A 21,472-nucleotide genomic window follows, 5' to 3' on the forward strand; every position below is an offset into this window, starting at 1 on the left:
GCGCCCCGCCGTACGCCCTCGCCGCGCCCCGACACCCGCCCACGGTCCGGCTTCTGACGGTGGCTCCGTCCGGCCCAGGCGCTGAGGCCCCGTCGACACCTTCCGCCCACCCCGGGCGGAAGGTGGTCCCACGACACCACTGCCCCTGCCCGGCGGTGATCTCCCCACCCTGCTCACGCCGCGGGAACCAAGTGGCCGAGGTCACCGTTGACCCTCTCCCGGAGCCGAATTAGTTTCGGCCAGCGGTACGGGTTCCCTCCGGGGCTCCCGGTTTCTCTCAACAACGGGGGTTGGGACATGTCCAAGCACAGCGCGGACGGCGGTGGGGGCACCGACGCGCTCGCGGTTCTGGAGCTGCTGGCTCAACAGGCCCCACCCAGCCGCTACGAGACGCTGCTCCACGAGGCCCGCGACGCGGGCCTCCCGGTGGACGAACTGGCCCGGCTCGAACGGGCCGTCCACCTCGCCACCGGCATCTCCTCCTCCTTCGAGCGCCGCGAACAGCGCGAGGCCGGTCTCGCCGCCCTCGTCGACACGGCCCGCGACCTGACGCTGCCGTACGACCTCGACAGCCTGCTGCGGGTCATCACCCGCCGCGCCAAAAGGCTGTTGTTCTTCGACATGGCCTACGTCAGCCTGCGCGACACGAACGGTTCGTTCATCCACACCACCGAGGGCTCGCACACCGGACTGACCACCGGTCTGCGCGTCCTCGACGGCCACGGCCTCGGCGCCGAGGCCCATGCCCACGGTGAACCGGCCTGGACCTCGGACTATCTGGACGACGACCGTTTCCCGTTCGCGCGGGCGGTCGACGAGGTCGTCCGGGCCGAGGGGCTGCACGCCATCATGGCCATACCGATGCGCAGCGGGGACACGACCGTCGGCGCGCTCTACGGGGCGGACCGCAGGGTCCGCCACTACACCCCCGACGAGATCGGGCTGATGTCCTCGTTGGCCGACCTCGCCGCCGTCGCCATCGAGAAGGCGGGCCTCCTCGACCAGACCCGCGCCGAGGTCACCGAACTGGAGCTGGACAGCTCCCGCGCCAGGTCGAGCCTCACGCGGATGCGGCACGTCAGCGAGGCGCACAGCCGGATCATGAACCTCGTCCTGGCGGGCGGGGACCTGTGCAACGTGGCCAAGGCCGCGGGAGACGCCCTCGACGGCACCGTGATGATCCGTGACCCGGGCGGCCGCAGCCTCGCCTCGGGCGGTGAGATCCCGGGCCTCGACGAGGAGTCCGTGGCGAAGGCGTCGCTGGACGCGCACGCCGGCCGACGGCCCGTCGTGACCGGCGACAACACCTGGGTCGCGCCCGTCATCGCGGGCTCCGAGGACCTCGGCGTCCTGGTGATACGCGCGGCGACCGGACTGACCGGGGAGGACGAGCGCCTGCTCGAACTGGCCGCGCAGTCGGTCGCGTTCCTTCTCCTCATGCAGCGCTCCACGGCGGTCGCCGAGGGCCCGGTCCGCGACGAGCTCCTCGACGACCTGCTCGCCGACCCGCAGCACGCCCCGCCGCAGCAGCTGGTGCAGCGCGCCGGCCGCCTCGGCATCGACCTGCGCAAGCCGCACGTCCTGGTGGTGGCCCGGCCGGAGGGCGGGGAGCAGGGGCGGGCCGTGGTGTGGGCGTCCTCGTACGCGTACCGGATGTCCGGTCTGAAGACGGTCCAGGGCGGCTGCCTCGTCCTGCTGCTGCCCGGGCTCGACGCCTCGGCCGCCGCCCGCGCGGTCTCCGGCGAGCTGTCCCCGCTCCTCGGCCACCCGGTCTCGGTCGCCGCGGCGGGCCCGGGCTGGAGCCCGGACGGGGTGGGCCGGATGTATCTGGAGGCCATGCGCTGCCTGGACGCGATGAGCGCGCTGGGCGGTTCGGGGTCCGCGGCGTCCGTTCAGGACCTGGGGTTCCTGGGGCTACTGCTCTCCGACGACCACGACGTCGACGGCTTCATCGAGTCGGCGATCGGTCCCGTACTGGAGTACGACGCGGAACGGTTCACCGATCTGACGCGCACGATGGAGGCGTACTTCGCGTCGGGCGGCAGCCCGACGAACGCGGCGGAGGCGCTGCACGTCCATCCGAACACGGTCTCGCGCCGGCTGGAGCGGATCGGCGAACTCCTGGGCGCGGAATGGCAGAAGCCGGGCCAGGTCCTGGAGGTCCAGCTGGCCCTCCGTCTCCAGCGCACCCGAGACGTCCTGGCCCAGCAGCGCGGCACGGACCCGGCCCGCCCGACCCCGGACGCGCCCCGCCCGACGTCGTGACGCGCGGGACCGCGCCGACTCCGTGACGTGCGGGACGACGCCCGGGACGGGCCTGTTCCGACGTCGGGACGCGTCGGGACGCCTCGTGACGGGAGCGGGTCGACCTCATGACCCGCCGGGGCGGGGGGCACGGTGGCCGCCCCCGCCCCGGCCGGTGTCAGCCGGCGGAGCCGTACGCCGCGTCCCAGTCCGTCGCCAGGACCGTCGCCGCGTGCGCCGCCGAGGCCAGGGTGATGTGGCGGTGCCAGCCACGGAACGAGCGGCCCACGAAGTCCCGCAGGCCCGCCCCCTCGCCGACCTGGGTGAAGTCGCGCTCCACCCGTCCGGCCAGCTTCGTCAGCCGGAGCAGGGAGCCGACCGTCGAGCCGTTGAGGTCGGTGATCCACAGCCGGGCCGGGGGCCGCCGCGGGTCGTCCCACTCGCCGAGCAGCAGCAGCGGACGCATCCGTTCCCCCGCGGGCGCCGGCAGCGCGACCCGTACCACCGTCGCCAGCGACGTGCGCGAGGTCCGCGCGCCGGCCGCGGTGTCCAGCCAGCCCACCGGGCGGCGCAGGCCCTTGAGCGACTCCAGGATCTGCTGGGCCGGCAGCGGACCGGCGCCGAAGCCGGGCAGCGCCCGGTCCGCGACCGCGAGCCGGCACGTCGCGCCGATCCGGGCGACGACCGGAACACCCGCACCGGACAGCCGGTTCAGCGCCGCCCGCCCCGCGCCGCCCCGGATGTCGAGCAGCACCGGCTTGCGGGTGACGTCCTGCCAGCGCGCCGTGTCGAGCGCCGCCGCGACCGCGCACTCCTCCATCGTCTCCTCGCCCGCGCCCTCCGGAACCTCCGCCCGGTCGCGCCGGGTCCGGTCCTTCACCCACGGATCGGGCAGGAACAGCCGCCAGTTGACCGGAACGCTCAGCTCCTCCGCGGCGAACCACACCCCGAACGCCTGCTGGCCCCGGAAGACCTGCCCGCGCTCGGGGTCGAACCGGCGGTCCACGCCCACCGAGTGCTCGCCGGCCTTCGGTATCGGCATCGACCGCACCACCCACGCCTGCGGGCAGCTGTTCTGCTCCAGGAACCCGGCGAGCGCGGCCCGCATCGGCCGCCAGTCCCAGGTGGAGCTGGAGATGAAGTGGTGCAGGCTCTGCTCGGCGGCCGGCCCGCCGATCTGCGCCGCGATGTTACGGATGGACTTGCGGCCCTGTGCGGTCAGCAGCCCCCGAAGATACTGCTCCGCCTTCAGCCGCTGGTCCCGCCGGGGGAACCCCGAGAAGAGCGTGGCACAGAGCTCGTCGTAGACATCGTCGGCCACCGCGTTCCGGTACGCCGCGGAGTGCGGCACGTGCCCGGTGCGGTGCTGGATTCCCAGTGGATCGAGAAGGGTCCTGCTCTTGGTTGCGACGGATGTACTCACGACACTCCTGCCTACGGTTTTGCAGCTCCCTCCAGCTGCACCTCCACGGTCTCGCTCCGGCGTCCGTGGCACGAGGTGTACCCGGCACCCCACTGGGCCGCCGGATGGTGGTCGGACCACCGTCACCGGCCCGGGGAGCGCCGCAGGGGGTGTCGGGCTCAGGTCGGACGGGGGATGAGGTGTGGCCGGACCACCGGAGGCCGCGCGACGGTCGCGGGGTGGGCGTCGGGGCGGCATACCGGTGGGGGATCTGACAGACTCCACGCCCCGACTTTGACCGCCATGTCGCCCGGGCCGACCATCGCTGAACGAGGCGGCACGGGCCGGCCCCTGGTTAATGCCCCAGGCCAGGGACCGCGCCTGTCCGCCTCGCTCTCGTCCGGAGGCCGCTCCCGGCACGTTCCGCTTAGGCGCGCGCCCCGGGTACGCGCCTCCGCCCACACGCCGATGTACGCGGGCCGATCTCGCGAGCCCCGGCCCGTGCCGACCACACGTCGGCCTTCACGCCAATGGGCGCCGGCCGACGCGCGGGTCGATGAGCCGACCTGCGCTCGAGTCTCGGCACCTGCCGACGTGCGGGTCACCGCACCGGCCTCCGCGCGGATCTCCGGGCTGGCCCACGGGCTGTTCTGCGGGCCGGCCTGCGCGCGAGCTTCCGCACCGGCCTGCGCGCGGGTCTACGGGCCGACTCACTGCCGTTTCACGGGGCCGGCGTACGCGCGTTCTGCGGGCGGGCCAACGTGCGGTCTACGGGCCGGCCCGCGCGCCGCCGCCGGCCCGCGGGCCGATCTCCACGCGCCGGCCCGCGCGCCGCAGGTCTACGCGCCGACTGCTTCGCCGTTCTTCGCGTCGCGTGCCGCCACCCGGGCCGCATGGGTCGGGCCCGCCGGCACCCCGGCCGGGCGCAGGCTCTCCATCTCCTTGCGCAGCACCGGGACGACCTCCTCGCCGAGCAGGTCGAGCTGCTCCAGGACCGTCTTCAGCGGCAGCCCGCCGCTGTCCACGAGGAACAACTGCCGCTGGTAGTCGCCCACGTACTCGCGGAACGACATCGTGCGGTCGATGACCTCCTGCGGAGACCCGACGGTCAGCGGGGTCTCGCGCGTGTACTCCTCAAGGGACGGACCGTGGCCGTAGACGGGCGCGTTGTCGAAGTACGGCCTGAACTCCCGTACCGCGTCCTGGGAGTTCTTGCGCATGAACACATGGCCGCCCAGACCGACGACGGCCTGCTCGGGCGTGCCGTGCCCGTAGTGCGCGAACCTCTTCCGGTAGAGGCCGACCATCTTGGCCGTGTGCTGCTTGGGCCAGAAGATGTGGTTGGCGAAGAAGCCGTCGCCGTAGTACGCGGCCTGCTCGGCGATCTCGGGGGACCGGATCGAGCCGTGCCACACGAACGGCGGGACACCGTCCAGCGGTCGCGGTGTCGAGGTGAAGCCCTGGAGAGCCGTACGGAAGCGGCCCTCCCAGTTCACCACGTCCTCCCGCCACAGCCGGTGCAGCAGCGCGTAGTTCTCGACGGCCAGCGGGATGCCCTGGCGGATGTCCTGCCCGAACCAGGGGTACACCGGACCGGTGTTGCCGCGGCCCATCATCAGGTCCACGCGGCCGTCGGCGAGGTGCTGGAGCATCGCGAAGTCCTCGGCGATCTTCACCGGGTCGTTGGTGGTGATCAGCGTCGTGGACGTGGAGAGGATCAGCCGCTCCGTACGGGCGGCGATGTGCCCGAGGAGGGTCGTCGGGGAGGACGGCACGAAGGGCGGGTTGTGGTGCTCGCCGGTCGCGAAGACGTCGAGCCCGACCTCTTCCGCCTTGAGGGCGATGGCGACCATCGCCTTGATCCGCTCGTACTCGCCCGGCGTGGTGCCGTCGGTGGGATCGGTGGTCCTGTCCCCGACGGTGAAGATTCCGAACTGCATGACACAACACTCCAAGCCGCCCCAGGAAAGTCTGTCCCCTCCATAGTGCACGACCCGGAGCAGAAACGGAAACTTATCCGGAAAGCTGGCGGCATGGTGACGGAGTCGGTCCCGGTCACTGGACGAGCCGTCCGGGGACGCCCACGCTCACAGCCATGACTCCCGTACGAGACGCGCAACCGCCCGTCGTCACCGCCTGGTCGGACATCGGCTGTCCCTGGGCCTCGCTCGCCCTGCACACCCTGCGGGCCACCGCCACCGAGCGCGGGCAGGACCTCCTGATCGACCACCGCGCCTTCCCGCTGGAGCTGTTCAACCGCCAGCCCACGCCCAAGCACATCGTCGACGCCGAGATCGTCATGCTCGGTGCCCACCGCCCGGAGCTGGGCTGGCGCCTGTGGGACGCACCCGCGTGGGAGTACCCGTCGAGCGTCCTTCCCGCCCTCGAAGCCGTCCAGGCGGCCAAGGCGCCCGAGGTCGGCGGGCTGCGCGGCGCCGACCAGCTCGACGCCGGGCTGCGGAAGGCGTTCTACACCGAGCACCGCTGCATAGCGATCCACTCCGTGATCCTCGACATCGCCGAGACCTGCCCCGACGTCGACGCCCGGGCCCTGGAGGCCGCCCTCGCCCGCGGCGCGGGCCGTCGCGAGGTGTACGAGCAGTGGCACGAGGCGCAGGGCCCCGCGATCCAGGGCAGCCCGCACTTCTTCGCGGACGGCGGCTACGCGGCACACAACCCGGGCGCCACGTACGTCTTCACCGGCGACCTTTACAACGGCGGCTTCCCGCGCCTCGACCACTACGACGCGGGCTGGGCCGGGGCGCTCCTGGACTCCCTGGCGGCGGGGCGGGTGTCCGACGGCACGGGGCAGGAGACCGCCTAACCTGACGGCATGGATGTGCGCGGGCAGCTTCCGGTCGTCGCGGCCGTGGCGGTCGGCGGCGCCCTCGGCGCGGCCGCCCGCCACGGCGCGTCGCTCGTCTGGCCCACGCCGGCCGGTGCGTTCCCCTGGACCACGTTCGTCGTGAACGTGTCCGGCTGCGCGGCGATCGGCGTCCTGATGGTCCTGGTCACCGAGGTCGCCGCCCCGCCCCACCGGCTCGTACGCCCCTTTCTCGGTACGGGTGTCCTCGGCGGCTTCACCACCTTCTCCACGTACGCCCTCGACACACAGCGTCTGCTGGGCGCGGGGGACACGGCCCGCGGCGTGGCATACATGGGAGCGACGGTGGTGGCCGCGATGGCCGCCGTGTGGGGCGCGACCTTCGCGACCCGTGGCGCTCTGGCGAGGAGGACACGATGACGAGACTGGCGGGCAGGGCCCTGCGTGTGACGATCCTCCTGGGCGAGAGCGACACCTGGCACCACCGGCCGCTGTACGCCGAGATCGTGCACCGCGCGCACGAGGCGGGCCTCGCCGGCGCCTCCGTCTTCCGGGGCGTCGAGGGCTTCGGCGCGTCCTCGCTCGTCCACACCTCGCGGCTGCTCTCGCTGAGCGAGGACCTGCCCGTCGCCATCGTGATCGTGGACACCGAGGACCGGGTCCGGGACTTCCTGCCCCAGCTCGACGCGCTGGTGTCGGAGGGGCTGGTGATCCTCGACGACTGCGAGGTGATCCGGTACGTGGGCAGGGAGCGGCGGGAGTGACAGGAGGTCGCGGGACGACCGACCGCCGTACCCGCGTCGACCGGCTGCTTGTGGCGGAGGACGACCCCACGTGAACTGGCTTCTTGTCCTCGTGGGCGCCGCGGTCGGCGCGCCCCTGCGCTACCTCACCGACCGTGCCGTCCAGTCGCGCCACGACTCCGTCTTCCCGTGGGGCACCTTCACGGTCAACATCGTCGGATCGTTCGTCCTCGGCCTGCTGACCGGGGTCTCCTCCGCGCAGACGCACCTGCTGCTCGGCACCGGCCTCTGCGGGGCGCTGACGACGTACTCCACCTTCTCCTACGAGACGTTGAGGCTGTACGAAGGCGGGGCGAAGGGGTACGCGGTGGCGAACGTGGCCGGGAGCCTGACCGCCGGACTCGGGGCCGTATGGCTGGGAGTGGAGGCCGCACGGGCCTGGTGAGGCGCCCGACTCCGGTGGCAAGGTGCTCCCACGGCGATCTTCCGAAGGGCGGTATCTGCGCATGAGCTGGGCGGACTTCCAGTACGAGATCTACCTCAACGGGCTGACCGGAGCCGTACCGCGGCTCCCCACCGATCTGACCCGGCTGGAGGAACTGACCGCCCAGCGGCTCGGCCCTGGGCCCGTCGGTTACGTCGCCGGCAGCGCGGGCGACGGCTCCACCGCCCGCGCCAACCGGGCGGCGCTCGAGCGGCGGCGGCTGGTCCCGCGGATGCTCCGTGACGTGCGCGAACGGGACCTCTCCGTGGAGCTGTTGGGCCGTTCGCTGCCCGCCCCGATGGCCCTCGCGCCCGTCGGCGTGCTGTCGATCCTGCACCCCGACGCCGAGCCGGCGGCCGCACGTGCGGCGGCGGCGCGCGGCATCCCGTACATCCTCTCCTCCGCGTCCAGCACGCCGATGGAGCAGGTCGCGGAGGCGATGGGGGAGGGGGAGCGGTGGTTCCAGCTGTACTGGCCGAAGGACGTCGAGGTCGCCCGCTCCTTCCTGAGCCGGGCGAAGGCGGCCGGTTACACGGCGCTCGTCGTCACGCTCGACACGCCGATGCTCTCCTGGCGGCCTCGCGACCTCGACCAGGCGTACCTGCCGTTCCTGCACGGCGTCGGGACGGCGAACTACTTCTCCGACCCGGCGTTCCGCGCGGGCCTGGCGAAGCCGGTGGAGGAGGACCCGAACGCGGCCGTGATGCACTTCGTGTCGATGTTCTCCGACCCTGGCAAGACATGGGCGGACCTGGCGTTCCTGCGCGAGAACTGGGACGGCCCGATCGTCCTCAAGGGCATCCTCCACCCCGACGACGCCCGCGCCGCCGCCGACGCGGGCATGGACGGCGTGGTGGTCTCCAACCACGGAGGCCGCCAGGTGGCCGGCTCGATCGCCGCCGCCGACGCCCTCCCGGCCGTGGCGGACGCGGTCGGCGACCGCCTGACGGTCCTCTTCGACAGCGGCGTACGCACGGGCGACGACATCGCGAAGGCCCTCGCCCTGGGCGCGGACGGCGTCCTCGTGGGCCGCCCGTACGCCTACGGCCTGGCCCTCGACGGCCAGGCGGGCGTGGACCACGTCATCCGCTGCCTGCTCGCCGAACTCGACCTCACCCTGGCCCTGTCGGGCCACACGACCCCGACCACCCTGACCCGCGACGATCTGACGACCGCCCCGACGGCCTGACCCCGGCGATCCCGCCGGGCCGGAACACGCCCGGCGGGACCGAGGCATGCAAATCGACGGCCGCCAAGAAGACCACGGCGAGGAAGATCGCGTCGTCCCGCCGTCGGAGGTCCGCCTGACCGGTCAAGTCAGCCGAGGAAGGTCTTGGGATGCCCAGCGTCCTCGGGGTCCAGAACTCACCCGAACAGCCGCCCGTCGGCAACGGCGGGAACGGATGCCTGTTCGGCGGTCACACGTGGCAGCTTCGCGGGCGCGGGGTCCCCAGGTGTGTAGTAGCTGAGGTTGAGGCTGGCGCCGGGGGCTGTGACGGGTTCGGCGAGGCAGGTCGTGAGTCGCCCGGGTCCGTGAACGGCGTGGCGGATGGGGAGTTCGGAGCCGTCGAAGAAGGGCACGGGGGCTGCAGCATGCCGGCGGTAGAGCGGTCCGGTCACGGGGTCGTTGAGAACGTCGTACGCGAGCCGACCGAGCGCCGGATTCTCCGGGCGTAGCTCCACGCTGTGTTTCAGGTGGGGCATCATGGCCGGCACCCAGTGGGTCTCCCAGTGCATCAGCACGTCGGTGCGGGCCTCGGGGTCAAGGAGTATCCAGCGCATGACGTTGGCGGGGGCTTGTCCGCGAGGGAAGAGCCGTCGGAAGTCCTCGTTGTGAACGATGAGGTTCCATTCAGCGTCGTTGACGTACGCCAGTGCACCGTGAATGCGATCGATGATCTGCTGCCACGCTTCGGCTATGGCCGTCCCCGAGTTGCTGTGCAGGGCATGGGGCGGGCTCTCCTTGCGGGTGATCAGCCACATGAACGCCCACTCCTGCTCGTCCAGCAGCAGCGTCCTCGCGACTGCGGCGAGGAGATCAGAACCGGGGTTGGCGAGTTGGCCGTTCTCGAACCGGTTGTACGTGCCCGGGGTGCGCGTGAGCAGCACGTCCATCTGCTCCTGACTCAGGCCGGCGGCCCGTCGACCGGGACCAGCTCCTCGCTTGGGGAACCCCATGGTCACCGGGTCGATCGCGGCTCGCCGCGCCTGCAGGATCTCCTTGAGGCGGCCTCGGTCACTGGCCGACAGCTTCATCCGGAACCTTTCACTCGGGCTGAGCCCGGGCAGCAGCCAGGGCGGCCCAATTATCTGCACTGACAGACCCTGGAAAGGGTGATCACACAGCACAAGACTCACCTCCGGAGCCACCCGCTGCCCATACCCGGGGGTGCTGGGGGCGTCGGTGGCCAGTCACGGAGGAAGTAGTGAAGCTGAAGCGCAAGTTGGCATCGATGGCACTTGCCGGCGGTCTGGCGATGACCGGTCTGGCGGCGACCGCCACGCCGGCATCGGCGGTGGGAGGGTGCGAGGCGAACACGTTGTGCCTCTACCGGAGCACGCAGTACCGCACCATGTCGTTCGCGGCCAAGAGCACGAGCGCGTGCTTCGACCTCGACGACTACGGCCTGACGTACCCCTCCAACGGCATCAACTCCTACGTCAACAACCTCCCTGTCAAGGCGACGCTCTACCACTCCGAGCCGACCGGCTGGTTCGCGATGTCGACAATCAGGTCCGGCGGCTTCAGCAGCAATACCGGAGCGCTCACGAGCGACGGCCACTGGTACCGGTACTCGGAGAAGATCTGCACGGGCTCGGCCACTCCGTAAGGTCCGTCCGCCATGAATCGGTTACCGGGCACCTCGGTGTGACGAGACCTCCGTTGTGCGGTGAAGCGACTTTGTGTCGTGGTCTCGTCGCTCCCCCGACAATTGGTGGGCTTTCCAGAACTCTCGCGAAGGCAGAGAGCGCGCGGATCGGCTCAGCCGGCAGCAGGCTCCCCCCCAACCAAGGCCATGGAGCTAGTTGGGGCGGGGCGGGGCGGGGTGAGAAGAGCGGTCCGGTCTGCATCGGAGCCGAACTCCGCAATATCCAAGTACAGCTGATAGGTGATCACTGATGGGGGACGAGTGATGATGCTTCGAACGATGCGCGGTGCGGCTGCGGGTATCACGCTGGTACTGGCACTGGCGGGCTGCTCGGAAGGCAGTACCAGTGGCGGCGGCGCCGGTGGCGGCGCCGCTGTTGCGCCGTTCAACCCGTCTCAGCTGGCCCAGGCCGTCCCGAGCGAACTCGCCGCCCCGAAGGGCTGGAAGGGAGCTTCGCCCGTCGTCAGGGACGGGAGCGTATTGCAGAAGCTCTGCGAGCAGGGGGCCCGATTCAGCTGTGCCGGGCTCACCTCGTATGGGAACAGCCGGTACAGCACGAGCGGGGCGTTCGTGGATTTCGAGCTCCTCGCCTACGACTCCGTCGACAACGCCAAGGTGGGCATGAAGTCGATGGTCGCCGACATCCACGACGGGAAGCCCGATGCCAAGCCGCTGACCGTCGACGCGGGCGCCGACGAGACCGACGCCTACGCGGACGGGGACCGCCCGGGCGTGGTGCTGCGCGTCGGTGCCGTCGTGGCTTTCGTCTTCGGCGAGACCCTGCCCAAGGACAACGACCTGCAGTCGTTCGCCAAGTTCCAGGTCCAGCGCATCAATACCGCTGCCACGGGCAAGAACCCCGACGCCTAAGGGTTGTCCCGTAGGTGATCTTCGAGCCCGGCTCGGCGTCGGACGCACCGAATCGTCCAAGTAGTGCCCCGTGCGGGGGAGTCCCGTTGATCGCGCCGACGGCTGGCGGGCAGCAACGACTCGGAGTCCCTCGAAGATCATTTTCGGGGCGGCCTGGTGCTGGACAACTCGCCCAGCCTGGGCCGACACGGCATCCGTGGCCCGGCCGGGCGAGGACCATCGCCGGTAGCCAGTGGGCGAGGCCTGGTCGCGTCAGGGGCTGTCGAAACGGTGGCGGGCGGTCTCGATGTCGGTGAGGTAGCGGTGGGTCCAGTCGCACATGCCGTCGACGGTCGCGCGCAGCTCCCGGCCTGGCTCGGTGAGGGTGTACTCGACGCGTGGCGGCACTGTGGGATGCACGGTCCGGTCGACCAGGCCGTTGCGTTCCAGCAGGCGCAGGTTCTGCGTGAGCATCTTGTGGCTGATGCCCTCGACCTCGCCCCGCAGCTCGGTGAACCGCAGGGTCCGGTCACCCAGCGCTTCGATGATCAGCAGGGCCCATTTGTTGGCGATGTCGGAGAAGATCTCGCGCGCCAGTGAGTCTGCCCGGGTCACGTCGGCCTCGTCCTTGGCCGGGCCCGAGCCCTTGAGCTGCTTGGTCACCATGAGGTTCCCCAGTCACCGAAAAGTGCGTTCTTCCAGGTAGGAAGCCACTCTCCTATGGTTTCCGAGTAACCACAAGAGAGCACGAGGAGGCAGGAAGCATGGCCATCACGCTGGTGAACCCCGATGGATTGCCCACCGTCGACGCCTACCGTCAGGTCGCGGTCGCATCCGGCTCGAGGATGGTCTTCATCGCCGGGCAGGTTGCGGTGGATGCCGAGGGGGCCACGGTCGGCGACGGCGACCTCGCCGCTCAGGTGGAGCAGTGCTACCTCAACATTTCCGCTGCCCTGGCCGCCGCCGGGGGGAGCTTTCGCGACGTGGCGAAGCTGACCGTCTACGTCGTCGACTGGACACCCGGCAAGATGCCACTGCTCATGGACGGGGTCTCCCGGGCAACCGGGAAGCTGGGGGTGGTGCCGGTGCCGCCGGCCACGCTGATCGGTGTGGCGGCGCTGGACGTTCCCGAGCACTTGGTCGAGATCGAGGCCGTCGCAGTCCTCGACTGAACTTTCGGTGCGATCGGACAGGGGGGACCGCACGCGCAGTTCGGCGTGGCACTCGCCCATGAAAATCGAACAGGAGTACCATTCCGGGTGTGGCTGACACCCCTCCCTTCCCCGACGGCCTGATCGTGGCGCAGCAGCGCCTCCACGAGGCCCGCGCCGCGTACTCCGCGCTGTGCCGGGCGCTGCCGTGGTCGGTCGAGCCGCTCCCCGGCTGGGGCGGCACCAAGCACCCCCACACCGACGAGATCACCGGCGGCCGCGAGCCGTCGCCCGGCTATACCGCAGAGGAAGCGGCCGAGGAGGAGCGCCTGTGGGCGCTGGTCCGCGAACTGGCGATCGAGGTCTCCACCCACCCGTACTGGGCCACGCTGGAGAAGGGTCCCGGCCGGGTGGACGCACGGATGCAGCTCAAGCACCACCCGAAGGCGCAGCCGGACGCTGCCGGCTCCGGACGGGCCGTGTGACCACCACCGTGGGTCTGATGAAGATGTCGATACCCGAGCGGCTGGAGAAACAGCGGGTCTTGCTGTCGTGGCTGGAGTACCAGGTGCACACGACGCGGGAGACGATCCGGCGCCTGGAGAAGGAGCAGGTCGAGGAGGAGCGGCGCCGGGAGGTCGCACACCGCGAGATGCGGTGGAAGCTCCAGCCTGCCCGCGCCGTCGAGGGCCGGCCCATGCTGCATCGGGGAAACTGCGGCCAGTACAACCGCGGCGGCGGGCTTCTGGACCGGGACGAGGTCAAGGTCGCGGTGCAGCAGTTCCCCGGGCTCGAGTGGTGCGACATCTGCAAGCCATGGGGCAGCCTCGACATCGACCGGCCACCGGCCGTAACGGCCGGACCGCCGGCCGAAGGTGACGCCCTGTAGAACCCACCCTGGAGTGCTTTCCGATCTTCGTCCCGAGGGTCCCGGGCGGGCGATACAGTGCGCGCCGTGGACATACCCGACTGGTTCGTCTGGATCGCTCTCGGTCTGGCCGTCTTGCAGGCCCTCGCTCTCGTCCCCGTCATCCGCCGGCTGCGCGGACCCGACTCCGCGGTGCGCTCCAAGGCGCGGCTCGACCTGCTGGAGACCGTCGGCAACGTCGTGCTCCTCGCCGGCCTGCTACTGAGTCTCGTGGTGGCGGAATCCTGGTTCTGGCTCATCTTCGCCGGCTTCGCGCTCATGGGCGCCGCCTACGCCGTGAAGGGCGTCCGCCGGCTCCGCGCCCGCCGCCGCCCCACGGCCTGATCCGGAAGACAGCCCCTAGTGCGGTGTCACCAACGTTTGCCTGGTCGCGGGAGATTGCTCTGTCGACGGGTGGGAGGGTGCGGCCATGGAGATTGCCAACCGTACGCTGACGGTGGACGTGATCGCGGCACTGACGTACTGGCCCGGCGTCATCTGGGGAGGTCAGAAGAACCCTCCGGACCCGGTGGATGTCGCTGTTCTGCCCCCCTTCTTCAACGAGGTACTGCAGGATCTTCCCTGGTGGAACCGCGACTGGAAGGTCACCCACATCGAGCCGGGTCTTCCTCTGGAGATCGGTAGTGATCTTCATGGTCACCCTGCAGGGTTCACTGAGGTGTCAGTGCCGGGCACGGTCGGTTCCGGCGGTGATGAGAGGCTGCCCTTCGTCGCGAAGGTCGGGTTTGCGGGTGACCGGCTGATCCGATTTCAAGCGAAGATCGGCGACGTGGTCCTCGGTCCTGCCGTTGCCCCCGCTGGGCGGCTGGAGCCGCATCCGTTCGCAAGGGTGCTCACCAGGTTGATGAACCTGCGCGGGATTCCGGTCAAGGTGATGGCAAGGGAAGCCGCACGATCGATGTCCACCATCCACATGCTTCGCAGCGGAAGGCTCAACCCGGACCCGTCTCTCACCCAGGAGATCGCCAAGGTTCTGGACATGTGCGAAGCGGACGTCAGAGTCATCGCTGGACTCGAAGACGGCAGTGCGCAGTAGCTGACAGGCGGCGGCGTCACGATGCGGCACTAGCGCGGTAAGAGTTTCCCTACTTGGCCGCAATGTGGTGTGCGCCCTCTGTGGCAAGAGCCATGTAGAGCCGCGTCGGCGGCCTGCGGATCCGCGGCTGCCACCCAGTAGCCACCCGGGCGATTCCGGAGCGCTCGCTCCTCCTGGACGAGGTGAGCGTGGAGCCGGCGACGCTCAGCAGAACCCGGAGGTGCTGCTTTCATGGCGGACCGCTCCGCTCGGGCCACCGCCGCCAGTCGGTTATCCGAGATTGCTTCCACAGAGCGTCCGCGATCGAGCAAGAGGGTGCAGTCGCCCAACACCAGCCATTCCACGGCGTCTCCGCGCACTCGGAGCATCGCGAGTGTTGGGCCGACGGGGAGAGCGGATCGTCGACGGCGCAGGTGTCGCGGTGTAGTTCTGCGGCGGGGACTCAAGGGGAGGGCTCAGGACGACATGCGTGCTGTGCCGTGCCGTCCCGCGCCGACGAAGATCCTGCGCACCCACATCGAGGCGGAGGGCCTGAAGCCCGGCAACCTCCTCTTCCCCGGTGAGAACAAGGGGATGCTCGCCGGATCGGTCATCCGGCGGGCGTGGAGGAGGGCTCGGAAGGAAACGCTCAGCCCTCACGACTTCGACTCGCCGTTGGCCCGACGGGTCTACGACCTCCGACACACCTGCCTGACCAACTGGCTGAACGCCGGGGTACCGCCGGCCGACGTGGCTGAGTGGGCGGGCAACAGCGTCCCCGTCCTGCCGGCAACGTACGCCCGCTGTATCAACGGGCAGCTCGACGATCTGAAGAAGCGGATCGAGCAGGCTGGAGAGTTGCCGGATCCGGCCGGCGGCGGAGTCTGAGAGCTTCTCCGCGTATTCTCCGCAGCCACCCGCGGAATCCCGGTCACAGCCGGACAGCGTCGTACGCGCCCCCCAGCTCCGCCGGGTGCGCGTCCGGCTGCTCGACGGATCCCCGAACCGGCCACTGACCAGCAAAAAGACCCTCCCGAAGGAGGGTCTGTGCTATTGCGCCCCCGGCAGGACTCGAACCTGCGGCCAAGCGCTTAGAAGGCGCCTGCTCTATCCACTGAGCTACGGGGGCCGGGTGGTGGCCGTGCGGCCGGGAGCCCCTGGTGGGTGGGGCGTGGCCTGTCGGGTCAAGGATAGGGCTCCGATCCCCTTGGCCCGGTTGCTTCACCTGCGTGGCACGATGTGGAGGTTCGGTGAAGCGGAACGATAATCGCAGGCAGGTGCGATTCCCGCAGCGCTTTTCGCGCCACTTGGCCCGGGTGTTGTGCACTCGTTATGCCTGAGGCTCGCGTCATCGGTTGTTCGGTCGGCGCGTAGGACCGTTATACGCTTCAAAATGGCTCCAAAATTGGGCATTCTTCGCATGTGGTGACCTTGGACGAACGGCCTCAGCTGATCGACGCACTCTCCGCCCTGCGCGACTGTGTCGCGGCCGTGCGTCTCCCACTCCCTCTCCCGGGCGCCCCACGCGCCCGGCAGAACCGCGTCGAGCTGCTCGCCCAGCTCGACGACTATCTGGTGCCCCGCCTGAAGGATCCCGACGCCCCCCTTCTCGCCGTCATCGGCGGCTCCACCGGAGCCGGCAAGTCCACCCTCGTCAACTCGCTTGTGGGGCGGAGGGTCAGCGAGGCAGGCGTGCTCCGCCCCACCACGCGTACCCCCGTCCTCGTCTGCCACCCCGACGATCACCACTGGTTCGCCGGGCTGCGCATCCTGTCCCAGCTCACCCGCGTCTGGCTGCCCCACCAGGACGACGACCACGCGGCCGAGGAGCCGCCGGAGGACAACGCGCTGCGGGTCGAGACGTCCTCCGCCCTCGCCCGCGGGCTCGCCCTGCTCGACGCGCCCGACATCGACTCCCTCGTCGTCGAGAACCGGCTGCTCGCCTCCGAGTTGATCTGCGCCGCCGACATCTGGGTGATGGTCACGACCGCCTCCCGGTACGCCGACGCCATCCCCTGGCATCTGCTCCGTACCGCCAAGGAGTACGACGCCACGCTGATCACCGTCCTCGACCGCGTCCCGCACCAGATCATCGGCGAGGTCTCCCGGCAGTACGAGGCCCTCCTCCACAAGGCGGGCCTCGGGGACGTGCCCCGGTTCACCATTCCCGAGCTGCCCGAGTCCGCGGGCGGCGGACGCGGGCTGCTGCCCGACACCGCCGTCGCCCCGCTGCGCGCCTGGCTCGCCCACAGAGCCCAGGACCCCGCCGCCCGCCAGCAGGCCGTCGGCCGCACCGCCTCCGGTGTCGTCAGCTCCCTCGACTCCAGGATTCCCGAGCTCGCGGGGGCGGTCGCCGCCCAGTACGCCGCCGCCGTCCGCCTCGGCGGCGCGGTCGAGGCGGCCTACGAGGAGCAGAACGAGCGCCTCCGCAAGCAGCTGGGCCGTGGGGCCGTCCTGGCCGGGGACGCCAGGACCCGCTGGCGCGGCTACCCCCGCGACAGCACCGCCGACGAGCTCCTCGACGCCCTCGTCGAATCGCTCGCCGCCCTCCTCCAGTGCGCGGTCGCCGCCGCGGACGAGCGCGTACGGGACGCCTGGCGCCGCGAGCCCGCGGCGGCGGGCCTCGGCGACGCGTTCGCCGCCCCCGACCGGGAGGCCAACGAGCGGATCGAGATGACCGTACGGCGCTGGCGGCGCGAACTCGAAGAGCTGGCGGAGGACGAGCTCCGTACCACGGAGCGACCCGCCACCGCCCGTACCGCCGCCCCCGACGCCGAGACCGTCTCCGCCCTGCTCGCCGCCGCACTCCTCGGCGGCCGCCGCACCCGCAGCGCCGGCGAGCGCCTCGCCGAACTCCTCGGCGCCCAGGCCGCCCTGCGGCTGCGCGACAAGGGCGGCGCGCTGGTCATGACGTACCTCGACCACGTCCTGCGCATCGAACGCCACCGGCGCCTCGCCCCCCTCGACGCACTCGACGTGACCCCCGAGCCGCAGGCGGCGCTGATCGCCGCGCTCTCCGTACTGCAGAAGGAGAAGTGACGACCGGTGAGCAGCAGCACGGACAGCATGGGCAACGCGGGTGGCGCCACGGGCGCCACGGTGGACGACCGCTGGGACGACGGCCTGATCGCGCGCCGGGCGGACATCGCCGCGGGGACGAAGACGGGCGAGGGGGCCGGGCCGGAGAGAGGGCCCGCCGACGAGGACCTGCCACCCCTGATCGGGAACTACGGCGGCGCCCTGCGCACCCGCCTCGACGCCCTGAACGAACTCGTCGGCCTCTCCCGTACCCGCCTGGAGAACGACACCCTCGCCGAGGCCGGGCTCGCCGAGGCGGGACGCGTCCTGGACGAGGCCGCCGCCCGCCAGCGGCTCTCCGCCCGCCACACCGTGGTGGCCATCGCCGGACCCACCGGCAGCGGCAAGTCCTCCCTCTTCAACGCCCTCGCCGGCGTCCCCGTCTCCGAGACCGGGCTGCGCCGCCCCACCACCTCCGCGCCCATCGCGCTCAGCTGGTCCGAGGGCTCGGCGGGGCTCCTGGACCGGCTCGCCGTTCCCAGCCGGCTCCGCCGTCGCCCCCTCGCGGGCGGCGCGGCCGACGAGGAGCTGCAGGGGCTCGTCCTGATCGACCTGCCCGACCACGACTCGGCCGTCACCGCCCACCGGGACCAGGTCGACCGGGTCCTCGGCCTGGTCGACGCCGTGATCTGGGTGGTGGACCCGGAGAAGTACGCCGACGCCGTCCTCCACGAGCGCTATCTGCGCCCGCTCGCGGGCCACGCCGAGGTCACCTTCGTCGTCCTCAACCAGATCGACCGGCTGGGCGGCGAGGCGGCCGACATCGTCCTGGACGACCTGCGCCGCCTCCTCGACGAGGACGGCATGGCCCTCGGCGAGCACGGCGAGCCCGGCGCCACCGTCCTCGCGCTCTCCGCCCTCACCGGGGAGGGCGTGGGTGAACTGCGCGAACTGCTCGGCCAGTTCGTCCAGGAGCGCACCGCGCCCGCGCGGCGGCTCTCGGCCGACGTCGACGCGGCGGCGGCGCGGCTCCGCCCGGTCTACGTCTCCGACGGGCAGACCGGTCTGGGCGAGCGGGCGCGGGAGGCCTTCGCGGGCCGCCTCGCGGTCGCCGTCGGTGCCGCCGCCGCCGGCGAGGCGGCCGAACGCGTCTGGCGCCGGGGAGCCATCCGTGCCTGCGGCACGCCCTGGCTGCGGCTCTACCGCTGGTACGAGCGGGTCCGCTGGCACGGCTCCACCGACCCCCGCCTCAAGACGCCGGTGGAGGACGAACTGACCGCGCGCCAGAGAGTGGAACAGGCGGTACGGACCGTCGCCGACGAGGCCTCACGCGGGCTGCCGGCCCCTTGGGCCCAGGCGGTGCGCGAGGCGGCGGCGCGCGGGGCCGAGGGGCTGCCCGAGGCGCTCGACGAACTCACCGTGACCATCGGCGATCCGGCCGCCCGGCCGCCGCGGCCCGCCTGGTGGCCGGCCGCCGTCCTCGCCCAGGTGCTCATGACGTTGCTGCAGATCTTCGGCGCGTTGTGGCTGGTCGGGCAGATCGTCGGTGTGGTCGAGCCGGGGCTGCTGCCGCCGGTCCTCATCATGATCGGCGGCATCGTCGGCGGTCCGCTGGTGGAGTGGGCGTGCGCCGCGGCCGTGAAGGGGCCGGCCCGACGGTACGGGCAGGAGGCCGAGCGGAAACTGCGGGAGGCGGCGGCCGCGTGCGGACGGGCGCGGGTGCTGGACCCGATCTCGGCGGAGTTGATGCGGTACCGGGAGGTGCGCGACCAGTTCGTGACGGTGTCGGCGACCCGGTCGGGCATGCGGGTGACACGGCTGGGCGGGGCGGGCGGTACGCGGTGGGGCGGTACGAGGTCGGGGGCACGGCTGAGGTGAGCCCTCCGCGACACCCCCACGGGTGACGGAGTTTTCCCCAGGAGGTGACCTCTCCACAGGCTCGGGCAGGGGTTCTTGGCCCGGTCCACGATGAAACCGGCTTCGGGAGCGGAGCCGGTTTCGGAGAAGGCGCGGAAAGGGGAGGCACATGAACGACACGATGGTGACGCTCGTCGGGAACGTCGCGACGGCTGTGGAGTACCGCGACACGGCGACGGGTGGGGTGGCCCGGTTCCGCTTCGCGGTGACCGCGCGCCGCTGGGACCGGGAGCGCGGCACCTGGACGGACGGACGCACCAGCTTCTACACGGTGTTCGCCTGGCGGGCACTCGGCGCGAACCTGGCCGCCTCGGTCTCGGTGGGCGAACCGCTGGTGGTGCACGGCCGATTGCGCGTGCGCGAGGAGGACCTGGAGGAGGGCCGGCCGGACGGCCGCCGCAGGACCTTCGTGGACATCGACGCGCTGGCGGTGGGCCACGATCTGACGCGCGGTACGGCGGCGTTCCGCCGGGTGGTGAAAGGTGACCCACGTCTGACGGAACGCCAGGCGAAGGGGGGTGCGGAGAGGGACCCGTGGGAGACGGCGGAGGTGGGGGCGGAGGCGGACGCCCAGGTGAGGGCACAAGTGGAGGGGCATATTCCGCAGGTTCTGGAGCCCGTGCCCTGACCGCGAGTTGGGGGGATTTGTCGATACTGCGACCAGCGCTTCTTCGCGAATCGACCCCCGGTCATAACGATTCCGAGTCGGAATGGTTATCAGACCGTATGAAGGGGCACTCGGCTCTTCCCTCTCCCTAGGATTCGCGGGTACTCATACGGGACTTGAGTCGGCACATGCGCCATGTGAGCCGCTTGGGTCTTCTGAGTCAACTGGGTCAGTGAGTCTGCTGGCGAAGCGCTCCCCCCACGTGTCGCGACCGACGATGCGGAGCAGCTCGCCCGGAGGGGAAATTCATGTTTTCTGTTCGGAGGCGCGGCGTTGCCCGCCTTGCCGCCGCGACCGTGGTCTCCGGCCTCGTCGCTGCGGGTGCCATAGCCATCGCGGGACCGGCTGCCGCTGACGAGGGCGCCGACGGCACCGGCGGCGCGACCGCCACGCTGGGCAAGCTCACCGTCTTCGACACGGTCAAGATCAAGGGCCAGGGCAAGGTCTCCGCCGGCCTGTTCGAGATGCAGGTGACGCCCGGCGGTTCGCTGCAGACGTACTGCATCGACCTGTACACCGGCGCGAAGACCGGCCAGGAGTACAAGGAAGTCGGCTGGGACCAGTCCTCCCTGCACGACAACAAGAACGCCGGCAAGATCCGCTGGATCCTGCAGAACTCCTACCCGCAGGTGGACAAGCTCGACGAGCTGGCCAAGAAGGTCGGCGCGAAGAACCTGACCAAGGAGACCGCCGCCGCCGCCACCCAGGCCGCGATCTGGCACTTCTCGGACAACGTTGACGCCGAGCCGGTCAACAAGGACGCGAAGAAGCTCACCGAGTACCTGGAGAAGAACGCCGAGAACCTGACGGAGCCCAAGCCCTCCCTCAGCCTCTCCCCGGCCTCCGTCGCCGGTAAGTCGGGCGAGCGCCTCGGCCCGATCACGGTCGACACCAACGCCGCCTCGGCCGCCGTCTCCCTCGCGCCGGGCGCGCCCGCGGGCGTCAAGCTCGTGGACAAGGACGGCAAGGTCGTCTCCAACGTCTCCAACGGCAGCCAGGTCTTCTTCGACGTTCCGGCCGGCACGCCCGACGGTGCCGCCGAGCTGACGATCAAGGCCGACACGACGGTCCCGATCGGCCGCGCGTTCGTCTCCACCAAGGTCAAGAGCCAGACCCTGATCCTGGCGGGCACCAGCACCTCCAGCGTCACGGCGAAGGCCACCGCCACCTGGGCGAAGAAGGGCGCGATCCCGGCCGTCACGGCCGAGAAGAACTGCGCCAAGGGCGGCCTGGACGTCACGGCCTCCAACGAGGGTGACGAGGACTTCACCTTCGAGCTCAAGGGCAAGACGGTCACCATCGGCGCCGGCAAGTCGCAGACGGTGACGATCCCGCTGGCCGAGGACGAGGCCTACGACTG

Annotated in this window: 22 protein-coding genes and 1 tRNA gene; 18 read left to right on the forward strand and 5 right to left on the reverse strand. The window is 70.9% G+C overall.

Translation table 11 applies throughout. The annotated features are described in order from the left end of the window. The first annotated feature begins 297 nt into the window (after positions 1 to 297). Positions 298 to 2,265: a helix-turn-helix domain-containing protein gene (locus ACFC0D_RS29465; protein WP_376442271.1), complete on the forward strand. Its 1,968-nt coding sequence runs from the start codon at positions 298 to 300 to the stop codon at positions 2,263 to 2,265. A gap of 157 nt (positions 2,266 to 2,422) precedes the next feature. Here the strand turns inward: ACFC0D_RS29465 and ACFC0D_RS29470 are convergent, their stop codons facing one another. Beyond that, positions 2,423 to 3,667: an IS701 family transposase gene (locus ACFC0D_RS29470; protein WP_376442274.1), complete on the reverse strand. Its 1,245-nt coding sequence runs from the start codon at positions 3,665 to 3,667 to the stop codon at positions 2,423 to 2,425. A gap of 818 nt (positions 3,668 to 4,485) precedes the next feature. Continuing rightward, positions 4,486 to 5,586, reverse strand: a complete 1,101-nt coding sequence (locus ACFC0D_RS29475) for an LLM class flavin-dependent oxidoreductase (protein WP_376442277.1) — start codon at positions 5,584 to 5,586, stop codon at positions 4,486 to 4,488. 155 nt (positions 5,587 to 5,741) lie between these two features. Here ACFC0D_RS29475 and ACFC0D_RS29480 point away from each other — a divergent pair, with 155 nt between their 5' ends. The 5 genes from ACFC0D_RS29480 to ACFC0D_RS29500 all read left to right on the forward strand — a co-directional run bounded on the left by ACFC0D_RS29480 (position 5,742) and on the right by ACFC0D_RS29500 (position 8,886). After that, positions 5,742 to 6,470, forward strand: coding sequence for a DsbA family protein (locus ACFC0D_RS29480; RefSeq protein ID WP_376442279.1), 729 nt, complete (start codon positions 5,742 to 5,744; stop codon positions 6,468 to 6,470). Between the two features lie 9 nt (positions 6,471 to 6,479). Continuing rightward, a complete protein-coding gene (locus ACFC0D_RS29485) occupies positions 6,480 to 6,890 on the forward strand; it encodes a CrcB family protein (protein ID WP_376442282.1) in 411 nt (136 codons plus the stop codon). Continuing rightward, positions 6,887 to 7,234: a DUF190 domain-containing protein gene (locus ACFC0D_RS29490; protein ID WP_376442284.1), complete on the forward strand. Its 348-nt coding sequence runs from the start codon at positions 6,887 to 6,889 to the stop codon at positions 7,232 to 7,234. Before ACFC0D_RS29485 ends, ACFC0D_RS29490 begins: the two co-directional genes overlap by 4 nt. A gap of 70 nt (positions 7,235 to 7,304) precedes the next feature. Further along, complete coding sequence (gene crcB, locus ACFC0D_RS29495) at positions 7,305 to 7,658, forward strand: fluoride efflux transporter CrcB (protein WP_376442287.1); 354 nt, start codon at positions 7,305 to 7,307, stop codon at positions 7,656 to 7,658. 61 nt (positions 7,659 to 7,719) lie between these two features. Beyond that, positions 7,720 to 8,886 (forward strand): lactate 2-monooxygenase, encoded by a 1,167-nt coding sequence (locus ACFC0D_RS29500; protein WP_376442290.1) that lies wholly within the window; start codon positions 7,720 to 7,722, stop codon positions 8,884 to 8,886. A gap of 176 nt (positions 8,887 to 9,062) precedes the next feature. Here the strand turns inward: ACFC0D_RS29500 and ACFC0D_RS29505 are convergent, their stop codons facing one another. Then, on the reverse strand, positions 9,063 to 10,055 hold the full coding sequence (locus ACFC0D_RS29505; protein WP_376442293.1) for a helix-turn-helix domain-containing protein: 993 nt from the start codon (positions 10,053 to 10,055) through the stop codon (positions 9,063 to 9,065). Between the two features lie 68 nt (positions 10,056 to 10,123). Here ACFC0D_RS29505 and ACFC0D_RS29510 point away from each other — a divergent pair, with 68 nt between their 5' ends. Continuing rightward, the gene (locus ACFC0D_RS29510; RefSeq protein ID WP_376442295.1) at positions 10,124 to 10,528 is read left to right on the forward strand and encodes a peptidase inhibitor; all 405 of its coding nucleotides are present in this window, start codon (positions 10,124 to 10,126) and stop codon (positions 10,526 to 10,528) included. Between the two features lie 318 nt (positions 10,529 to 10,846). Next, the gene (locus tag ACFC0D_RS29515) at positions 10,847 to 11,437 is read left to right on the forward strand and encodes a hypothetical protein (protein ID WP_376442297.1); all 591 of its coding nucleotides are present in this window, start codon (positions 10,847 to 10,849) and stop codon (positions 11,435 to 11,437) included. A 252-nt stretch (positions 11,438 to 11,689) separates the two neighbouring features. On the opposite strand, the gene ACFC0D_RS29520 is transcribed toward ACFC0D_RS29515, so the two are convergent. Next, a complete protein-coding gene (locus ACFC0D_RS29520) occupies positions 11,690 to 12,082 on the reverse strand; it encodes a winged helix-turn-helix transcriptional regulator (RefSeq protein WP_376442300.1) in 393 nt (130 codons plus the stop codon). A gap of 98 nt (positions 12,083 to 12,180) precedes the next feature. On the opposite strand from ACFC0D_RS29520, the gene ACFC0D_RS29525 reads away from it, so the two are divergent. The 6 genes from ACFC0D_RS29525 to ACFC0D_RS29550 all read left to right on the forward strand — a co-directional run bounded on the left by ACFC0D_RS29525 (position 12,181) and on the right by ACFC0D_RS29550 (position 15,398). After that, positions 12,181 to 12,588, forward strand: a complete 408-nt coding sequence (locus ACFC0D_RS29525; RefSeq protein WP_376442303.1) for a RidA family protein — start codon at positions 12,181 to 12,183, stop codon at positions 12,586 to 12,588. An 89-nt stretch (positions 12,589 to 12,677) separates the two neighbouring features. After that, on the forward strand, positions 12,678 to 13,052 hold the full coding sequence (locus ACFC0D_RS29530) for a hypothetical protein (RefSeq protein WP_376442305.1): 375 nt from the start codon (positions 12,678 to 12,680) through the stop codon (positions 13,050 to 13,052). Beyond that, positions 13,049 to 13,456 (forward strand): DUF6233 domain-containing protein, encoded by a 408-nt coding sequence (locus ACFC0D_RS29535; protein ID WP_376442308.1) that lies wholly within the window; start codon positions 13,049 to 13,051, stop codon positions 13,454 to 13,456. The genes ACFC0D_RS29530 and ACFC0D_RS29535 overlap by 4 nt, the downstream gene beginning before the upstream one ends. Before the next feature lie 66 nt (positions 13,457 to 13,522). Further along, complete coding sequence (locus tag ACFC0D_RS29540; protein ID WP_376442310.1) at positions 13,523 to 13,819, forward strand: hypothetical protein; 297 nt, start codon at positions 13,523 to 13,525, stop codon at positions 13,817 to 13,819. 85 nt (positions 13,820 to 13,904) lie between these two features. After that, positions 13,905 to 14,531 carry an XRE family transcriptional regulator gene (locus tag ACFC0D_RS29545; protein ID WP_376442313.1) on the forward strand — a complete coding sequence of 209 codons (627 nt, stop codon included), beginning with the start codon at positions 13,905 to 13,907 and terminating at the stop codon, positions 14,529 to 14,531. Between the two features lie 465 nt (positions 14,532 to 14,996). Beyond that, positions 14,997 to 15,398, forward strand: coding sequence for a hypothetical protein (locus tag ACFC0D_RS29550; RefSeq protein WP_376442316.1), 402 nt, complete (start codon positions 14,997 to 14,999; stop codon positions 15,396 to 15,398). A gap of 168 nt (positions 15,399 to 15,566) precedes the next feature. Here ACFC0D_RS29550 and ACFC0D_RS29555 read toward each other — a convergent pair. Continuing rightward, a tRNA-Arg gene (locus tag ACFC0D_RS29555) sits at positions 15,567 to 15,639 on the reverse strand. A 302-nt stretch (positions 15,640 to 15,941) separates the two neighbouring features. On the opposite strand from ACFC0D_RS29555, the gene ACFC0D_RS29560 reads away from it, so the two are divergent. The 4 genes from ACFC0D_RS29560 to ACFC0D_RS29575 all read left to right on the forward strand — a co-directional run. Beyond that, positions 15,942 to 17,549 carry a dynamin family protein gene (locus tag ACFC0D_RS29560; protein ID WP_376442326.1) on the forward strand — a complete coding sequence of 536 codons (1,608 nt, stop codon included), beginning with the start codon at positions 15,942 to 15,944 and terminating at the stop codon, positions 17,547 to 17,549. A 27-nt stretch (positions 17,550 to 17,576) separates the two neighbouring features. Continuing rightward, positions 17,577 to 19,406 (forward strand): GTPase, encoded by a 1,830-nt coding sequence (locus tag ACFC0D_RS29565; protein WP_376442329.1) that lies wholly within the window; start codon positions 17,577 to 17,579, stop codon positions 19,404 to 19,406. A 148-nt stretch (positions 19,407 to 19,554) separates the two neighbouring features. Further along, positions 19,555 to 20,073 carry a single-stranded DNA-binding protein gene (locus tag ACFC0D_RS29570; RefSeq protein ID WP_376442319.1) on the forward strand — a complete coding sequence of 173 codons (519 nt, stop codon included), beginning with the start codon at positions 19,555 to 19,557 and terminating at the stop codon, positions 20,071 to 20,073. Between the two features lie 287 nt (positions 20,074 to 20,360). Continuing rightward, positions 20,361 to 21,472, forward strand: a 1,112-nt coding sequence (locus tag ACFC0D_RS29575; RefSeq protein WP_376442322.1) for a thioester domain-containing protein, incomplete at its 3' end; no start/stop codon positions are given.

Origin of the sequence: Streptomyces sp. NPDC056222, from assembly GCF_042264065.1 — a bacterium.
Lineage (GTDB): Bacteria > Actinomycetota > Actinomycetes > Streptomycetales > Streptomycetaceae > Streptomyces.